This is a genomic window from Pseudoalteromonas sp. SR44-2 (assembly GCF_014163745.1).
GTDB classification, from domain to species: domain Bacteria; phylum Pseudomonadota; class Gammaproteobacteria; order Enterobacterales; family Alteromonadaceae; genus Pseudoalteromonas; species Pseudoalteromonas distincta.
Genome location: NZ_JACJDW010000052.1, coordinates 1 through 17,527, shown reverse-complemented (window position 1 = coordinate 17,527; position 17,527 = coordinate 1). Strand labels below are relative to the sequence as shown.

Genomic DNA, 17,527 nt, shown 5'->3' with positions numbered 1-17,527 from the left:
GGCAATTGGTGCTGCAATGAGAAAGCTGACACATATCTGTTTTGGTGTTGTGAAGAATCAAACTGAATATCAGCCCCAAGCAATTTAAAGAAAGCTTGAGGCTGATTAGAAGAGATGGTATCTACTTAGCTATAAAAGTGCTGTCACCACTTAATAAACCTCTGTTGATAATTACTTCTTCAAAAGTCGCTTTTCTGGATTGTTTAAATACTTTAAGCCAATGGTAACTATGCGTGTATGCACCATTGTTATAACGCGTATTTGCACATTGCCAATAACAACAATATCGCCTTTACTGACTTCTTCTGAAAGCTTTTGGTTGATCACTTCTTCCAAGCTTATCTCTTCTGGCGCGTCTATTTGCATGTGATAAGAGTAAAATATATCGCCTACCAACGTTACCCCTTTCACTTTAAGTTCGTTGTGGGCTAAGTGGCTATCTTGGTGGTTTGTTTTATCGGTTGCTGTAAAAACTAAATCAACAAAAGGTCTGTTATCTGGTTTTAAAACAACAAATAAGTGATCGTTTGCCTTTAACTTAGTTGAACCCCGTGGCGGGATGATTGACGGACCCCGTGTGATCATGGCAACAACTACACTTTCAGGAAGTGCAGCATGTGACAAACTGCGCCCAGAAACCCGAGAAACATCACTTAAGGTGTATTCTACAATTTCTATATCAATATCGTTTAGTGCTGTGATTTCGAGCGTTGCAGCAGCCAAATCAGGTGGCGGCTCTACTAAATTTAGTTTTTTAGCCATCCACGGCATTGTTGAGCCCTGTAACGTGGCTGAAATTAATACCACGAAAAAAACGACATTAAAAATAAGTTCTGCCCCTGAAAGGCCAAATAGTAATGGGAATATAGCTAAAATAATGGGCACTGAGCCTCTAAGGCCAACCCAAGATACAAACAAGGTTTCGCGATTATTAAAGCCAAACAGTTTTAAAATAGGCGCTACAGCTAATGGGCGAGCAACAAAAATGAGTGCCAATGCAATAAGCAGTCCTTCTAACCATACATCAACCAACGACGACGGATTAATAAGGAGGCCTAATACAACAAACATGGTTATTTGCCCAAGCCATGCTAAGCCGTCATGAAACAGAAAAATACCGCGCTTATATACAAATTTACTGTTACCTAAAATAACACCCGTTATAAATACAGCTAAAAATCCACTGCCGCCGAGCGTTGCAGAAAGGCCAAATGAAAGCAGTCCAAATGCGGTTACCATCACTAAATACAAACCCGATGCATTTAGTTTAATTCGATTAATAAACCAAACCGATATTTTACCAATTAAAAGACCACAAATAGCGCCAACACCCATTTGTTGAGCAAATAACTGTAGTAAACCCAGCCCTACTGGCATGTCATTAACGAGCATTTCGAGCAAACCAACCGTTAGAAAAATAGCCATTGGATCGTTCGAGGCACTTTCTATTTCAAGGGTCGATTTAAGCTTTTTATTTAAGTGAATGCCCGCACTTCGTAAAAGTGCAAACACGGCTGCAGCATCTGTAGAGCCAACAATGGCGCCCAGTAATACACCTTGTAATATGGGTAGGTCTAAAATATAAGTGGCCACAAGGCCTGTAATTACAGCGGTAAATAACACACCGATGGTTGCTAAAGCAGACGCGGGTTTCCACACTTGTTTAATTGAACTGGTGGGCGTTTGTAAGCCACCATCAAATAGAATAATAGCAAGCGCGAGAGTACCCAGAGCATGTGCGGCCTCTGCGTTGTCGAATGAAATACCTGCAATACCATCTTCACCTGCGAGCATGCCTACAAGTAAAAATAGCACCAGCACCGGTAAGCCAACGCGTGCAGATAACTTGCTCGAGATCACTCCAAGTAAAATTAAAATGGCACTAACGAGAATGATATTATCAATTACAAACATAGTGTGGGTTTACAGCCTTATATGAGTTAAAAAGTAAGAATTTATAGCTACCAAAAAGCTTAAAGCTCATGCTATACAATAACCTAAAAAATATAAATACGGATACTTAAGTCTATATTTAAATTGTTTATTTAATAGCTAGAGCGTCGTTAAGCTTGGTATTACTAGCCTCGGTCTTAATTAAAAAACAAAAAAGCCTGCAATAAGCAGGCTTTTGACTATTTAAGCAATGACAAGATATACGAAATATTTAAAACTATTATTAATAATCCTAATTCTTATGAAAATCCGTGCTCAATATCTCGAAACGTCCATTGTCCGTTTGGATCTGCTATATCAATTAGTTCACAGGCTTTTTTATTCCAAGCAGCTAACCATGAAATATAATTTGTTAGTTGGTGATAAGCGCGGTCTGGGGCATCAGGACGAATTCTTGACATTGAGAAACCTGAATACGTAGCACCACTTCCTACCCAACTAACAATTGATGATACGGCTCCACCGGCAGGAACTACAAAACCAACAGTCGTTGTTACTAACCCTAATATAGTCGCTGTTTTTTCGACAGCATTACCCGTTTTCATTATGTCGCCGCTTATAACTGGGTGTAACAAAGCTAATAAGCTAACTGCTTGTGGCTGATTAGAGGCAACTGCAACATCATTTGACGTTTTTGAAGTGTTTGTGGGGGCAGCCCTTCCACGCATTGCAGGAAGTAAGCTATTAAAAGATTTTTGGCTACTATTACTTGTTGAAAAAGTAACTGATTGTGTACTTAAGCCACCGGCTTTAACTCTTTTTTCATCTCGTGGCGTTACAGTTGATTTGTAAGTGCGCTGTAACCTTCTATAAACAGCTGCACTACATTGTGTCATTTGTATAGCTAATGCTGCTTGCTCTTTGAAGTCTCGACCGATTGCTCGCTCTGATAACTGAGTTAGCTGATTTTTCTTTTTAAGAGCTTGCTGACCAATCATAATATCCATAAAAATGTCCTTATTTATTATTTAATTGGTGAAATCATATCATTTAAAGTTACGTAGAGAAATCCTGACAAGTTATTATTACAATGATTCAAGGTACATAAAAAGCTGCTTCAGAGTATTCGATTTATGCTTCTTTAACAGAGGAATATCTTAAGTATGAACCATGGCTATATGTAAAACATAAGCCCTTTACTAAGTTTACTTAGTGAATTATTTGAGGCTTAATATTACTAAAATCACTGTGGATTGTAATCTCTACATTATCAGGTTTTATAGCAGCGTCGCTTAAACCCGTATTAGTGAAATACTCTTCGAAGCTCTGCCGATACTCAGGAAAAACCTGCTTATATGCAGTAATAAATAAACTCAGCTTTTTAGCTATAGTTGGATACTTAGCAGCAAGGTCTCGTAGCTTTTCAGGCTCAGAAAAAGCAAATTCGGCGAAAATATTAAAGTCGTTCTCAACATTAGTTTTACCGTAGGTAGATAAAAATCCATTTTCATAATCAGGCCCTATACTTCTATCTTGCGTTAAAGCCTCATAATTCGAGGAAGCAGGACTCCAACTTTCAGGCAAAAGACCTTGCCATGCAAGATTAACAAAAGGGGAGCGTAAATAAATTAAAGAACTAAGCTCGTGATGAACTCCCCGTAAAGAATTTTCATAATTGAAGTTAGTACCGTTCTTATTTGAGATATTTGATAATATTATAGAATTTCTTGAATATGTTCCCCCCGCTTCAGCCCCCTCCATGAGCATAGGCCCTGAAATATAAATAGCATTAATAAATTTGGAAACAAAGCCTTCAGGATAAACCTCCAGCGCGGTTTCAATGCCATCAAGTGACTCTGAAGAATCCTCCAAAGAAGTGCTTTCCATTTCAAGCGTAGGTGGCTTGCCTCCAATTCCTAAAAATTGTTCAGGAAAAAATAAACGAGTATCGCCAGCTCGGATATCTAGTTGGTATGTTTTACCTAAGCGCTTAGCTTGTTCTGATGCACTTTCTTGGTAAGAGCATGCGTTCAAAAACAATAAAAAACTAAAAAAGACAAAAGCTTTATTTTTCATTTAAACAATCTTTGTTTTGTGCCCTAAAAAAGCCTGCATATTTGCAGGCTTTCAAGGCATTTTTATAACACGTTTTTATAACACAATAATGCTTGTTACTAAGTACGCTAAAAACGTAAGGCCGCCACCAAATAAGGCATATGGTAGCTGCGTTTTAACGTGAGTGAGTAAGTCACACCCTGATGCAATAGCAGATACAGCGCTGGTGTCTGATATAGGCGAGCAGTGATCGCCAAATATACCACCACCCAAAATAGCACCTACCACAAGCGATGGCGGTAAACCAAGCGCTTGAATAAGTGGCACACCAATTGGGATTAATATAGCAAACGTGCCCCACGATGTACCCGTAGTAAACGACATAACTGCGCCGGTTAAAAACAGCACAGGTACTATTAAGTAAATAGGTAGGTAGTCGCCAACAAGCGACGCTACAAATACGCCAGTACCCAATTCTTTTAAGCTTGCGCCAAGTGTAAGCGAAAGCAGTACAATGGCGACCAGTGGCATTAATTCGCCCATACCTTTAAAACCGGTATCAACTAATTGATGATGGGTAAATTTACGTGAGCCAATCATTAAAAAGTAAGCGACAACAATGGCTAAAACCGTTGCATATAATACTGATTTAGAGCCGCTGCCCTCTGCTAATACACCATTACCGGTGTAGTACATAAAGCCAACCATGCTGGTAATAAGCGTAATAAGCGGGATTAACATGTAACGCGCTTTAGAGCCTTTTACTTCTTCTTTTAAGTCAGTTGTTTGAAGCTCTAGTTTTTCTTCGGCTTCTTTCATTGGGCCATGCACTTTATCAAACGCGATGGTATAAAAAACAATGGCAAGGGTAATTATGGCGTAAAAGTTATACCCAACGCTGCCCCACAACACCGATACAGCCGACTCACCTAGCTCGTAGTTACCTAACAAACCAAGTACAAACGCACCCCAGCCATTAAGTAGTATTAAAATACACACTGGCGCACTGGTGCTATCAATAATGTACGCTAGACGCGCTCGGCTCATTTTAAATTTGTCGAATAAGCCACGCGATAAAATACCCGAGGTAAGTACGCTCAAGTTAGATTCTATAAACACTGCAATGCCGGTAAACATGGTTAAAAACCCCACTTGGCGCTTACTTTTTGCAATACCTTTGTTCATTAACATATTAACAGTTGCTGCAACGCCGCCAGATTCGCGAATGTAGGCAAGCAGTGCACCAATTAAAATACTAAATATTAATATGCGTGTATTACCTGGCGAGCTGGCAACCGAAATAATACGTTCAATGGTATTTAAAAAAGTGTCAAACAAGCTATTACCTTCGCCCTGAAAGGCGAGTAAAAACTCAGAAGAAGCAACAGCAACAAGTAGCGCCATAATCACTTCTTTTCGCCAAAACACGATAGCAATCGCAATTAGCGGCGGTAAAATAGAATACCAATGCATAAAAAGTTAACCTTAATTATTAGCGAGCCACTCTCGCTTTGTACGCGTTTTATCGCTTATTTGTTAAGCCTAGCAGCATAAACTGGCTTAGATTTGTAAACCGCTTAGCTTAATGGATTGCCTTACTCAAGTCACCTGTAAATAAATCACTTAGAGTAATGCTGTTAGTACGTTTTAACCTATACGATAGCTTATTGATTTAGTAGCGCTTCATAAATAAGCGACACCACAGATCCGTACTGCGCGGTTTCAAATTGTTTACCTGTAAATTCGTAACGTTTTTGCGAGCCTTTAATTGCACTGTGGCGAGCATTGGTAAGTAAAACAATAGCCAAGTCGTAAGCGGGGTCAATTACGGTCACTGTTCCCGTCCAACCTGTGTGCCCATAAGCCTGCGCGCTTGCATAAGGGCCAAAGTGCCAGCGCCTTGCTTGGTTGTTACCAGCAAGCCTAAAGCCAAGCCCGTAGGTTTCGTCGCTTGATTGCGGCGTTAAAAATTGCGCTAAGGCACTTGCACTAAATAATTGTTGGTCGTCGTAGCCGCCATTATTTAGTAATAGCTGGCAAAGCACTGCTAAGTCGTGAGCGTTACTAAACAACCCTGCATGCCCTGCTACGCCATCAAGTGAGTAGTAAGCGCGCTCATCATGCACTTGGCCTTGTAAAACCCCAGTTCGAACATTATCAAACTTAATGCGCCCGTCTCGTGTGTTGCCGCTAAGCTCAGTGGCTGCAAATTGCTGCGGCTTAAAGCCTTTTTTAAGTGGATTAAATAACGTGTTAGTTAATTTTAATGGCGCGTACACTTGCTGCTCTAGGTATTCGTCAAGGGGCTGCCCAGTTATGCGCTCAATGAGTACGCCTAAAAGCATGTAATCAATATCTGAGTAAACATGCTGCCCAGATGATTTACTACTAAAAGGCACGCTGGTAAGTAATAGCTGTTTGGTGGTTTTACTGTTTTGCGAATAAAACGCGTCGCCGTAGCTGCCATCTTTACGATGAAAGTCAAATACTGGCGGGTATCCAGCGCTGTGTGTGAGTAAGTCTTTTACTGTGCGCTTTGCTCGCCCTTCACCTTTATATTCGCTTAGGTAGCTTTGTACGGGTTTATTAATATTTAATAACCCTTCGCTTACTAATTTCATAAGTGCAAAATTTGTGGCAAATATTTTGGTGTTTGAGGCAAGATCAAACAAGGTATTAGTTTGCATGGGCTCTGGGCGAAGTAGCATTAAATCACTTTGCTGATATTGCTTTGCATCGCCATAGGCGGTTAATTTTATTAGCTCACCATTTTTAACAACGGCCAATACAGCCCCAGGAAAACCTGCTTTAACATCGCGTTCAATTAATGTGTCTACTTCAGTAAAATCTATATGCTTTTTTGGTTCATCGCTTAAAGTAGGAAATGCAAAACGCAGCGTTAAACTCGCGCCAGCAGGGAGAATATTTTCAACTTTAAAGGTATTAACACCGTTGTGAGTATTTTTTGCCAAACTGTAATTGTATAAGGTGTTGGCGCTTAGTTGGTTAACGTCGAGCTTTTTATTATTAATGTAAATATCGGCGCTTTGTGCGTTGTGGTTTTGTATTAATAATTGCCCCCGCCCTTTGTAAGCTTTAAACGTTCCTCGGTTATTTACATAAAACCGGCTACTTGGATTTACCTCAGGAAACGTTACAACCACTTGTGCATTAGGCAGCTCTACAAGCTGGCTTTTTGTAAGTGGTAGCACCGAGCTAATAGGCTCAGGTGGTGTACTACAACCCACAATAATAAAGCTCAATGCCGCTATAAATGCTTGTTTGATATAACCACACCTTTGATATTTTACAGCAATAAACATGCTTAGCCCTTATTTATATAACAAGTAAGGCGCTCTTTGCGCTTTAAATTGCGCAAGCCCCGCCTGCCAACTTTGTTTTATTTGCGCTTCTGATTGCCCTGCTTCAATAGCTAAGCGCAATTTATTAGTACCCGCTAGTTTATCCATAAAGTCAGCGCGCTCAAAAAACGAGATGTTGTTTTTACTAAGCTCCGTGTACGCATTTATTAAGTAAGTTAAATTTAGGCCTGTGGTATTTGTTTGTCTTAAATCGAGCCCTTGTACGGTTTGGTCTTTAAATTTAGGGTTTAAAGCAGCGCCTTTAATTGCGCGCGGTGTAAAATTAAAATCACCTAATGCAACTGGCGAATAGCCAATTACTTGAAATGCAAAGTCGGTGCCTCTACCAATGCTAATAGGCGTTGCCTCAAAAAAGCAAAGCGACGGGTAGAGTGCAATCGCCTGATCGTTAGGCAAATTAGGGCTGGGTTTTACAGGCAAGCTGTAAGTACTTTTGCGAGTGTAATGATCAACAGGGATCATCGTTAATTTTAAATCGGTCGCTTTATTGATCCAGCCCTCGCCCTTGATCATTTTGGCAAGTTCGCCAACGGTCATGCCGTGTAAAACAGGAATTGAGTGCATGCCTACAAACGATTTAAATTCTGGCTCTAATATTGGCCCATCAACGTAGGCAATATTTGGGTTGGGCCTGTCGAGCACCAAAAATTCTATCCCCTGCTCTGAAGCGGCTTCCATCATGTAGTGCATAGAGCTTATGTAGGTATAAAAACGCACTCCCACATCTTGAATATCAAAAATAATCACATCAACATCGGCTAAAGCAGCTTGGCTTGGTTTTTTATTTTTACCGTAAATAGAAATAAGTGGAATACCTGTTTTACCATCAACGGCATTTTTCACATGGGCGCCCGCATCGTGATCGCCACGAAAGCCATGCTCAGGTGCAAAAATTTTAGTTATATTAATATTTTTTGTCAGCAGCGCATCTACTAAGTGAGTTTGCCCCACCATTGATGTTTGATTGACTACTAGCCCTACACGTTTATTTTTTAACTGCGGTAAATATTTAGCATATTGCTGCGCACCTACCACAAGTGAGTTATTAACTTCGTTGGCTTGCACGCTTGCAATAAAAATGGCGCTAAAAATAAAAAATAAAGTAATAAATAGGGTTTTAAACATACTGCAATATCCTTTTAAACAAGGCGTTTAAAATAACATAGGTAATAATAAAGAGCAGCTTTAGAAAAGGGCTAAGTGGGCTTGATTAGATAACTGATTAGAAGCTGGCGCTTCTCACGCGAGCAAGCTCTGCGGCTACAGGAGTGGTAGTTTACATTTCACTTTATTTTAGGCACAAAAAAACCGACTTAATGTCGGCTTGTTTATGAAAGTGGTGGGCACAGGACGTATCTTGTAAGAGTGAACCTCCGACTGCTTGGTTCTCAATTCGCCTAAACCTACACTTCACTTTATTTTAGGCACAAAAAAACCGACTTAATGTCGGCTTGTTTATGAAAGTGGTGGGCGCAGGACGTATCTTGTAAGAGTGAACCTCCGACTGCTTGGTTCTCAATTCGCCTAAAGCTACACTTCACTTTATTTCACTTTATTTTAGGCACAAAAAAACCGACTTAATGTCGGCTTGTTTATGAAAGTGGTGGGCGCAGGAGGATTCGAACCTCCGACCGCTCGGTTCGTAGCCGAGTACTCTATCCAGCTGAGCTATGCACCCACTTTCATAGATTGCTTATTTAAACTCTAAGCAGAGCGTATTAATTCAGGCATAAAAAAACCGATTTCCATCGGCTTATTTTTCTTACACTTAAAAGTGTATGAAAACATGAAAGTGGTGGGCGCAGGAGGATTCGAACCTCCGACCGCTCGGTTCGTAGCCGAGTACTCTATCCAGCTGAGCTATGCACCCACTTTCATTTTTACTATTACTTGTTTTTACTCTAAGTGAGAGTCTATAAAGTGGTGGGCGCAGGAGGATTCGAACCTCCGACCGCTCGGTTCGTAGCCGAGTACTCTATCCAGCTGAGCTATGCACCCACTTTATAGTTTACTTATTTTAACTCTAAGTAGAGCTTTTACTTATTTAGACTCTAAGCGAGTTATTAAAGTATGGTGGGCGCAGGAGGATTCGAACCTCCGACCGCTCGGTTCGTAGCCGAGTACTCTATCCAGCTGAGCTATGCACCCATACTTTAAAATTTACAAAACACGCCATTAAAAGAAATGGTGGAGAGGGAGGGATTCGAACCCTCGATAGAGCTACAAACTCTATACTCCCTTAGCAGGGGAGCTCCTTCGGCCACTCGGACACCTCTCCGTCTTGTGGGGCGTATAATAAAGATTTCAGAAAATATGTCAAACACTTTTCTACCAAAAACGACTATATGGTTATAGATTGCACATATGCTTGGTTTAAAAGTGTAATTAGTTTGAAATTTAAGCGGGTTACGTATTTTTATTTGAAGGATTAACACCTAGCACGGGAACTAAGTCATCAGTTAACTCAGCCAAATACTGTTCTTGGTAACCTAATTGTTGAAATTCAGCGATACAAGCACGGTAGTAAGCGTTTCGTTCTTGCTCTGATGTGCATTCTTCTGATAAATCATCTACTCGTTTGTCTTTCATACTATTATTCTAAGTCCTTTAAGAATCTATATTTAACTGCTAAATACCAGCAGTGTAAATTTCGTGCGTATTTTAGCTAAAACCTTTGTACAAACACAACATATGTTTAAAAAACAATCATACTAAAAAGTTATAGCACTGTTAGTTTTAATATTAAAAACTTCCAATAACAATAAGTTAGTGAAGCTGAATTGCACATTAATCAGCACTAATAATTACCTTTAATTTTTAGTGTAGTACTTATTAATTAAAACACTAATTATAAGTAAAAAAAACGCCGCTATTAAGCGGCGTTTATTAACTTACTTTGTTTTACTAAAGCTTAGTCAGCTTGTGGACGCATATGTGGGAACAAAATAACGTCTTTAATTGTTGATGAATCAGTAAACAACATAACTAAACGGTCAATACCAATACCTTCACCAGCCGTTGGCGGTAAACCATACTCTAGTGCGCGTATGTAGTCTTCGTCGTAGTGCATTGCTTCATCATCGCCTGCGTCTTTCTCTTCAACTTGACGAGTAAAGCGCTCAGCTTGGTCCTGTGCATCATTAAGCTCAGAGAAACCATTTGCAAGTTCACGGCCGCCAACAAAAAACTCAAAACGGTCGGTAACAAATGGGTTTTCGTCGTTACGGCGTGCAAGTGGTGATACTTCCCACGGGTAACCAGTAATAAACGTAGGTTGAATAAGCATGTGCTCTGCTGTTTCTTCAAATATTTCACAAAGAAACTTACCTGGACCCCAAACACAGTTTTCAGGAATTTTAACGTGCACTTGTTTAGCGTACGCTTTTAACTCTTCAAAGTGGTTTTCTGGGTCATTAAATACCGCAGCATCAAACTCAGGGTTATATTTTAAGATAGCATCCGCCATACTTAAACGTGTAAACGGTTGGCCAAAGTCGTATTCAACTGAATCGATAACTTCGCCGTTTTCGTCCTTAGTTGTATTAACTACAATTGCACTACCTAGTACGTTTTCTGCAACAGTACGTAGCATGTCTTCGGTGATGTTCATCAGGTCGATGTAATCAGCGTATGCTTGGTAAAATTCAATCATTGTAAATTCTGGGTTGTGACGTGTAGATAACCCTTCGTTACGGAAGTTACGGTTAATTTCAAATACACGATCAAAACCACCTACCACTAAGCGCTTTAAGTAAAGCTCTGGCGCTATACGTAGGTACATGTCGATATCAAGCGCGTTATGGTGAGTCACAAACGGACGCGCAGATGCACCACCAGGTATAACCTGTAGCATAGGTGTTTCTACTTCCATAAAGTCACGGTCTGCTAAAAAGCGACGAATACCTTCAACTACTTGTGAGCGAATGCGGAATGTTTCGCGCGTTGCTTCGTTAGTAATTAAGTCAACATAACGTTGGCGGTACTTTGTTTCTTGATCTGATAAGCCATGGAATTTTTCAGGTAACGGGCGAAGTGACTTAGTTAGTAATTGATACTCAGTCATTTCTACGTATAAATCGCCTTTACCCGATTTATTTAACGCGCCTTTAACACCTATAATATCGCCAGTGTCTAGCTGACCATATTTTTCTTTAAGGTCTTTTTGAACATCTTTAGATGCATACGCTTGTACGCGACCTTTCATGTCTTGAATTACAAAAAACGGCCCACGCTTTGCTAAAATACGTCCAGCAATAGACACAACTTCTTGTAGTTCAACTAATTCTTCTTTGCTCTTATCACCAAACTGGGCTTGCAAATCAGCCGTGTAATGCTCACGACGGAATTGGTTTGGATGACCGTTGGCTGGGCAATTTTCGCGTATCGCGTCTAACTTGCCGCGACGCTCAGCGATTAACTTGTTTTCGTCTTGGATTTTATCAGTCATTTTTTAGCTCTTTATTAGCTTGGTGGTTATAGGCCAGATTTAAGGCTGGCTTCAATAAATTTATCTAAGTTACCGTCAAGTACCGATTGGGTATTGCGGTTTTCAACGCCTGTACGTAAATCTTTAATACGTGCGTCATCAAGTACGTATGAACGTATTTGGCTACCCCAACCTATATCAGATTTAGCGTCTTCTTGCGTTTGTTTTTCAGCATTTTGCTGCTGTAGCTCAAGCTCAAATAATTTAGCTTTTAACTGCTTCATCGCTTGGGCTTTATTTTTATGCTGTGAACGCTCGTTTTGACACTGCACTACGGTATTTGTTGGTACGTGAGTAATACGAACCGCCGATTCGGTGGTGTTAACGTGCTGACCACCCGCGCCTGATGCACGGTAAACGTCTATACGTAGGTCTGACGGATTAATATCAATTTCAATATTATCGTCAATCTCTGGGTATACAAACGCAGAAGCAAATGAGGTATGACGACGACCACTTGAGTCAAACGGGCTTTTACGCACTAAACGGTGAACGCCTGTTTCTGTACGTAACCAACCGTAAGCGTATTCGCCAACAAAGCGAACTGTTGCGCCTTTAATACCGGCAACATCACCGTCGGTTGCTTCAACTAGCTCAACTTTAAAGCCTTTAGCCTCGCCCCAACGTAAATACATACGAAGTAAAATGTTACACCAGTCTTGTGCTTCAGTGCCGCCAGAACCCGATTGTAAATCAAGGTACGCATCGTTTGAGTCATGAGGACCTGAAAACATACGACGAAACTCTAAACCTTCTAACTGCTCGTTTAGATCGCTAAGCTCGCTTTGTGCTTCATCAAAGGTATCTTGATCTTCGGCTTCTACAGCAAGTTCAAGTAGACCTTCAACGTCGTCAGTACCGGCTACAAGGTTGTCGATTGTTTCAACAACAGCCTCTAATGCTGATTTTTCACGGCCAAGCGCTTGTGCGCGTTCAGGCTCATTCCATACGGCTGAATCTTCAAGTTCGGCGTTAACTTCTTCTAGGCGTTCTTGTTTAAGAGCGTAGTCAAAGGTACCCCCGAAGCAATTCAGTACGTTCGCGAATTTCCTTGATTTGGTTAATCACAGGATTCACTTCAAACATGTACATCACTCCAAAATGGCTAGGTAATTGCGCCCCTTTACATGGGATTTTCGCAACAAATTATCGTCAAATGATAAAAACGCCCGATTTTAACAAAAAACCGCGCGCTTTATTAGCCTTTTATGCATGATTTGTGCATATTTTTTAGTGCACTTTTTCAAGCTCTCTAACTATTAATTGCAGCGTAAATTTACCTCTAAACTCATTTATATCGAGTTGATAGGCTACTTTTACAAACTTCGCTTCTGTGTCGGGCCATTCTTTTACATCAATACCAAAGGCAATGGCGTCAACTAATCGCCCTGATTGATGCTTTAATACAAGTTTTAAGTGCTTTTCGCCGACTATGCGCTGCTGTATTACTTCAAATGTGTGCTCAAACACCGGCTCAGGAAATTGCTGCCCCCACGGGCCCGATTGCTTTAATAGCTGAGCAAACTCCATCGTAAAGCAGTCGTTTGGCAGCTCACCGTCGGTAAATACAATACAGCGCTTACTTTCTGCACTCAGTTGCGCACTCACTGCAGCATCAAATGCCTTTTTAAAGTCGTTAAAGTGTTGCTCATTAATACTTAAACCAGCGGCCATTGCGTGGCCACCAAATTTATTAATTAAGTGTGGCTCAGCAGTATTAAGCCCTTCGAGTAAGTCGCGCATGTGCAACCCTTCTATAGAGCGGCACGAACCTTTTATTTCACCATTTTCGCCACCAGCAAATATAACGGTTGGTCGGTGGTACTTTTCTTTTAAGCGACCAGCCAAAATACCAATAACACCTTGGTGCCAATCGTCTTGAAACAAGCAGATTGCATCAGGGACGTTATCGTCGCTAAATGCGAGTCTATCAAGCACGGCTTGCGCCTCGGCTTGCATGCCTTGTTCTATTTCGCGCCTTGCAAAGTTTAAGCTATCGAGCTCGCTGGCAATACTACGTGCTTGGTTTATATCGGTGCTAAGTAAGCATGCTATACCCAAACTCATGTCGTCTAATCGCCCTGCAGCATTTAAACGCGGCGCAAGTGAAAAGCCAAAGTCGCTTGCGCTTAAGCGCGCAGCATTGCGGTTAGCCACTTCAATAAGCGCGGTAATGCCTGGGCGTGTTTTACCACTGCGAATACGTGCTAAACCTTGATGTACTAAGGTGCGATTATTTGCATCAAGTGCGACCACGTCAGCAACCGTACCAAGCGCTACAATGTCGAGCAAGTTAGCTAAATTAGGCGGCGGTTGCTGCTCAAAATAACCAAGGTCTCGCATTACGCTTCTCAGTGCTATTAGTAAGTAAAAAGCAACGCCAACGCCTGCTATAGATTTAGACGGGAAGTTACATTCGTGCCTATTTGGATTTACTATTGCATCGGCATTTGGCAGCTGCTCACCTTGTAAGTGGTGATCTGTTACCAGCACTTTTATACCAACCGCTTTTAAAGTATCAATACCAGCAATACACGATATGCCGTTATCTACGGTGATCACTAAATCAGGCTTTATTTGTACTATTTGCTCTGCAAGTGCGGGGCTTAAACCATAACCTAAGCTAAACCGGTCAGGAATTAAGTAATCTAAATGCTTAAAGCCAAACATCTCAAGGCCTTGCATTAATGTTGCAGTGCTTGTTGCGCCATCAGCATCAAAATCGCCGACTATTAATATTTGGCTTTGCGTCTTTAATGCCTCAATTAGTAAATCGCTGGCTTTGTCGATATCTTTAAACAATTTAAAGTCGTGAAGCGTAGCTACGCTGTTATTTAGCTCGTCGGCATTAAATACATTGCGGTTAGCATAAATTTGTTTAATTACAGGGTGTAAATTACTCGGTAGATGCGAGTCGTCAACGTTTTCACGCGCAATGATTAGTTTTTTCATGCAGAGTTTTAACTTATTGGGTCGTATTAAAAAGACAAAAAAAGGCCATTAAGGCCTTTTTATTAGCTATAAAACGTATTACGACGCTTTGTTAGCATCTAATGCTGCTTTTAGTGCTGCTGCTGGCTGGTAACCTGGGATCATCGTACCATCTTCTAAAATAATGGCAGGTGTGCCGCTAATACCAAAGCTTTGACCAAGCTGATAATGCTCTGCAACCGGTGCGCTACAGCCTGCAACTACTTTAGTGCTTGTACCCGACTTAGCTTCTGTTAGTGCTTCTTGCTGATCGCGTGCACACCATACGTTCATTAAATCGGCGTAGCCTGAACCTTGTAAGCCACCACGTGGAAACGCAAGGTACTTAACGGTAATACCCGCATCAAGTAAATCGTCTAACTCGCGATGTAATTTACGACAGTAACCACAGCTAATGTCGGTAAATACAGTAATACTGTGTTTTTCGTTTGGTGCTTTGTACACAATCATCGAGTCTTCGTATTCTTTAATGCCCTCAACACGCACGCCGTTTAATGCTTGCTCTGTTAAGTTGTTACGATTATTTAAATCGATTAACGTACCTTGCATTAAAAATTGACCATCTGGACTTGCGTAAAGCACGCCCTTATTAGTGATCAACTCTTTTAAACCCGCTACTGGGCTTGGGTTAATTTGCTTTACAGTTACACCAAGCTCGGCAAATTTAGTAATAATAGGATCATTAGCATCTGGTGTTACAGCAACGCCATTTGCAAATGCACTAATACTTGTGCACAACATGGCACCTGCTAACATTAATTTTTTCATAACTTCTCTCTATCCTAAAAATACTTAATATATTGACCGGCTTAATAATATTTACTTTCAAACTTACGCTCGCGGATGATGCTCTGCGTGTACCGACTTTAACCGTTCATTGGCAACATGGGTATAAATTTGCGTCGTTGATAAATCGCTATGGCCCAACATCATTTGTACCACACGTAAATCTGCCCCATGATTTAATAAGTGCGTAGCAAAAGCATGGCGCATGGTATGGGGCGATAATGGAGACTCAACTGATGCCAAAATAGCATAGTGTTTAATTCTATGCCAAAAGGTTTGTCGCGTCATGCCTACTCCACGCTTAGATGGGAACACAAAATCAGTGGCGTGTTTTATCATTTGTGCACGCCCACCCTTTAAAAATTGCTCCAGCCAATACATGGCTTCTTCACCCAATGGCACTAAGCGCTCTTTGTTACCCTTGCCTTTTACAAACACAACCGCTTGGCGCAAATTAATTTGCTCCATACGAAGCCCAACAAGCTCACTTACACGCAACCCCGTTGCATAAAGTAGCTCTAGCATGGCTTTGTCGCGCAGCCCCATCGCTTCTTCTGTGTTGGGCGCATTTAACAATGCCTCAACTTCAGCTTCTGAGAGTGTTTTAGGTAACGACTGTCCGGCTTTTGGTTGAGCAATGTTTAGCATGGGCGAATCACTAATTATTTTTTCGCGCACAAAGTACTGATAAAAACGCTTTAGCGCACTAATGCTACGTGCTGTACTGCGTGGTTTTAAACCTAAATCAACTCGATGGGCTAAGTAGCTTTCTATGTCTAGCCCCGTTACCGTCATTAAATTTTCGCCCTTTAAAAATAGGCAAAACTTATCTAAATCACTGCGATAAGCACTTAATGTATTTTCGCTTACGCCTTGTTCTAAGTACAGGCTATCTAAAAAGGTTTCTAGGTAGTCGCTATTACTGCTCATACTGCTGTTATTTTCAAAAGAATCGTCAGATAGCGTTGTCACATTATGCTCTCATGCTTTGCTAAGGTATCAATTAAAAATACCTTACGGTAAACTTGAGCCTATCATATCAGGCAATTACACAGTGATAAATACGATGCAAATTGGTTTATTTTTTGGTTCTACTACGTGCTACACCGAAATGGCAGCAGAAAAGATTCGCGACATTATTGGGGCCGATATAGTTACCCTACACAATATTAAAGACGAGCCACTAAAAAATGCAGAGCAGTACGACTTTATCATCTTTGGTATTTCAACATGGGATTTTGGTGAAATACAAGAAGACTGGGAGTCAAAGTGGGACGACATAGCCGACGTAAACCTAAACGGTAAAACCATTGCTTTATTTGGCATGGGCGATCAACAAGGTTACGGGCAGTGGTTTCAAGATGCGCTAGGCATGCTACACGACGAAATAAATACGCAAACATTTACTCAACTTGGTTTTTGGCCAAACGACAGTAGTTACGAGTTTGAAGCTTCAAAAGCATTAACGCCTGATGGTAAACAGTTTGTAGGACTCGCGCTCGACGAAGACAGTCAATACGAGCTAAGCGACGACCGCATTGCAACATGGGTTGAACAGGTAATGACTGAATACGGCGAAACGCTTTAATTAATAAGCTAATAAATAAAAAGCAAAAAGCCCGCAACTAGTTTAGTTGCGGGCTTTTTAACTAAGGTCTGTTGATCTTTTGAGGTTAAATTTGCAGCAGTCTGTTTGGTCTTTAGGCAAGGCAGAGCCTATGCAGTGTGGTTATTCCCCATAAATGGGCGATAACGTAGCATTAATGCCAAACAGGCGCTGCCCAAAGGGTTCTTCCTAGGGGCGATCAACTCTTTGTTGCCTACATGGATGTAGGTAAGGGGCGTGAGCAGGACGCGGAAGCTTTGCTCGGTTTTTACTTAGCCCACTAGGTTACAAATCTCGCGCCGCGATTAAATAGCCCCTAGTTTGAAC

At 41.1% G+C, this 17,527-nt stretch carries 13 protein-coding genes and 5 tRNA genes; 1 reads left to right on the top strand and 17 read right to left on the bottom strand.

Features of this window, described 5'->3' with window-relative positions; translation table 11 throughout:
* Positions 1–171: 171 nt before the first annotated feature.
* The 17 genes from H5115_RS19200 to xerD all read right to left on the bottom strand — a co-directional run bounded on the left by H5115_RS19200 (position 172) and on the right by xerD (position 16,566).
* Complete coding sequence (locus tag H5115_RS19200; RefSeq protein ID WP_182756840.1) at positions 172–1,914, bottom strand: potassium/proton antiporter; 1,743 nt, start codon at positions 1,912–1,914, stop codon at positions 172–174.
* 278 nt (positions 1,915–2,192) lie between these two features.
* Positions 2,193–2,900 (bottom strand): hypothetical protein, encoded by a 708-nt coding sequence (locus tag H5115_RS19195; RefSeq protein ID WP_182671504.1) that lies wholly within the window; start codon positions 2,898–2,900, stop codon positions 2,193–2,195.
* A 202-nt stretch (positions 2,901–3,102) separates the two neighbouring features.
* Positions 3,103–3,969, bottom strand: a complete 867-nt coding sequence (locus H5115_RS19190) for a hypothetical protein (protein ID WP_182756838.1) — start codon at positions 3,967–3,969, stop codon at positions 3,103–3,105.
* Positions 3,970–4,044: 75 nt separating this feature from the next.
* On the bottom strand, positions 4,045–5,421 hold the full coding sequence (locus tag H5115_RS19185) for a Na+/H+ antiporter NhaC family protein (protein WP_149606911.1): 1,377 nt from the start codon (positions 5,419–5,421) through the stop codon (positions 4,045–4,047).
* 191 nt (positions 5,422–5,612) lie between these two features.
* Positions 5,613–7,271: a penicillin binding protein PBP4B gene (pbp4b, locus tag H5115_RS19180; protein ID WP_182756836.1), complete on the bottom strand. Its 1,659-nt coding sequence runs from the start codon at positions 7,269–7,271 to the stop codon at positions 5,613–5,615.
* A 9-nt stretch (positions 7,272–7,280) separates the two neighbouring features.
* Positions 7,281–8,456: an exo-beta-N-acetylmuramidase NamZ domain-containing protein gene (locus tag H5115_RS19175; RefSeq protein ID WP_182756834.1), complete on the bottom strand. Its 1,176-nt coding sequence runs from the start codon at positions 8,454–8,456 to the stop codon at positions 7,281–7,283.
* A 476-nt stretch (positions 8,457–8,932) separates the two neighbouring features.
* Positions 8,933–9,009 (bottom strand) — tRNA-Arg (locus H5115_RS19170).
* A 115-nt stretch (positions 9,010–9,124) separates the two neighbouring features.
* Positions 9,125–9,201 (bottom strand) — tRNA-Arg (locus H5115_RS19165).
* 51 nt (positions 9,202–9,252) lie between these two features.
* Positions 9,253–9,329, bottom strand: a tRNA-Arg gene (locus H5115_RS19160).
* Positions 9,330–9,402: 73 nt separating this feature from the next.
* Positions 9,403–9,479, bottom strand: a tRNA-Arg gene (locus H5115_RS19155).
* Positions 9,480–9,516: 37 nt separating this feature from the next.
* Positions 9,517–9,609, bottom strand: a tRNA-Ser gene (locus H5115_RS19150).
* A 128-nt stretch (positions 9,610–9,737) separates the two neighbouring features.
* Positions 9,738–9,920, bottom strand: coding sequence for a hypothetical protein (locus tag H5115_RS19145; protein ID WP_182756832.1), 183 nt, complete (start codon positions 9,918–9,920; stop codon positions 9,738–9,740).
* A 322-nt stretch (positions 9,921–10,242) separates the two neighbouring features.
* On the bottom strand, positions 10,243–11,778 hold the full coding sequence (gene lysS, locus H5115_RS19140; protein WP_002961420.1) for a lysine--tRNA ligase: 1,536 nt from the start codon (positions 11,776–11,778) through the stop codon (positions 10,243–10,245).
* Positions 11,779–11,804: 26 nt separating this feature from the next.
* Positions 11,805–12,903 (bottom strand): peptide chain release factor 2 gene (gene prfB / locus H5115_RS19135; protein WP_100218355.1). Its coding sequence is split into 2 segments (ribosomal slippage): positions 11,805–12,827 and positions 12,829–12,903, totalling 1,098 coding nucleotides; the frame shifts between segments, so codons are not numbered across the junction.
* A gap of 144 nt (positions 12,904–13,047) precedes the next feature.
* Complete coding sequence (gene recJ / locus H5115_RS19130; RefSeq protein WP_182756830.1) at positions 13,048–14,769, bottom strand: single-stranded-DNA-specific exonuclease RecJ; 1,722 nt, start codon at positions 14,767–14,769, stop codon at positions 13,048–13,050.
* A 78-nt stretch (positions 14,770–14,847) separates the two neighbouring features.
* Entirely contained in the window at positions 14,848–15,576 is a 729-nt protein-coding gene (gene dsbC / locus H5115_RS19125) for a bifunctional protein-disulfide isomerase/oxidoreductase DsbC (protein WP_002961417.1), read from the bottom strand.
* Positions 15,577–15,639: 63 nt separating this feature from the next.
* Positions 15,640–16,566, bottom strand: coding sequence for a site-specific tyrosine recombinase XerD (gene xerD, locus H5115_RS19120; RefSeq protein ID WP_002961416.1), 927 nt, complete (start codon positions 16,564–16,566; stop codon positions 15,640–15,642).
* A 94-nt stretch (positions 16,567–16,660) separates the two neighbouring features.
* Here xerD and fldB point away from each other — a divergent pair, with 94 nt between their 5' ends.
* Positions 16,661–17,182 carry a flavodoxin FldB gene (gene fldB / locus H5115_RS19115; protein ID WP_007583764.1) on the top strand — a complete coding sequence of 174 codons (522 nt, stop codon included), beginning with the start codon at positions 16,661–16,663 and terminating at the stop codon, positions 17,180–17,182.
* The last annotated feature ends 345 nt before the right edge of the window (positions 17,183–17,527 follow it).

Excerpts from the sequence above, each read along its gene's own strand:
- H5115_RS19200 (WP_182756840.1), bottom strand. The coding sequence starts at position 1,914 with ATGTTTGTAATTGATAATATCATTCTCGTTAGTGCCATTTTAATTTTA.
- H5115_RS19195 (WP_182671504.1), bottom strand. The coding sequence starts at position 2,900 with ATGGATATTATGATTGGTCAGCAAGCTCTTAAAAAGAAAAATCAGCTA.
- H5115_RS19190 (WP_182756838.1), bottom strand. The coding sequence starts at position 3,969 with ATGAAAAATAAAGCTTTTGTCTTTTTTAGTTTTTTATTGTTTTTGAAC.
- H5115_RS19185 (WP_149606911.1), bottom strand. The coding sequence starts at position 5,421 with ATGCATTGGTATTCTATTTTACCGCCGCTAATTGCGATTGCTATCGTG.
- pbp4b (WP_182756836.1), bottom strand. The coding sequence starts at position 7,271 with ATGTTTATTGCTGTAAAATATCAAAGGTGTGGTTATATCAAACAAGCA.
- H5115_RS19175 (WP_182756834.1), bottom strand. The coding sequence starts at position 8,456 with ATGTTTAAAACCCTATTTATTACTTTATTTTTTATTTTTAGCGCCATT.
- H5115_RS19145 (WP_182756832.1), bottom strand. The coding sequence starts at position 9,920 with ATGAAAGACAAACGAGTAGATGATTTATCAGAAGAATGCACATCAGAG.
- lysS (WP_002961420.1), bottom strand. The coding sequence starts at position 11,778 with ATGACTGATAAAATCCAAGACGAAAACAAGTTAATCGCTGAGCGTCGC.
- recJ (WP_182756830.1), bottom strand. The coding sequence starts at position 14,769 with ATGAAAAAACTAATCATTGCGCGTGAAAACGTTGACGACTCGCATCTA.
- dsbC (WP_002961417.1), bottom strand. The coding sequence starts at position 15,576 with ATGAAAAAATTAATGTTAGCAGGTGCCATGTTGTGCACAAGTATTAGT.
- fldB (WP_007583764.1), top strand. The coding sequence starts at position 16,661 with ATGCAAATTGGTTTATTTTTTGGTTCTACTACGTGCTACACCGAAATG.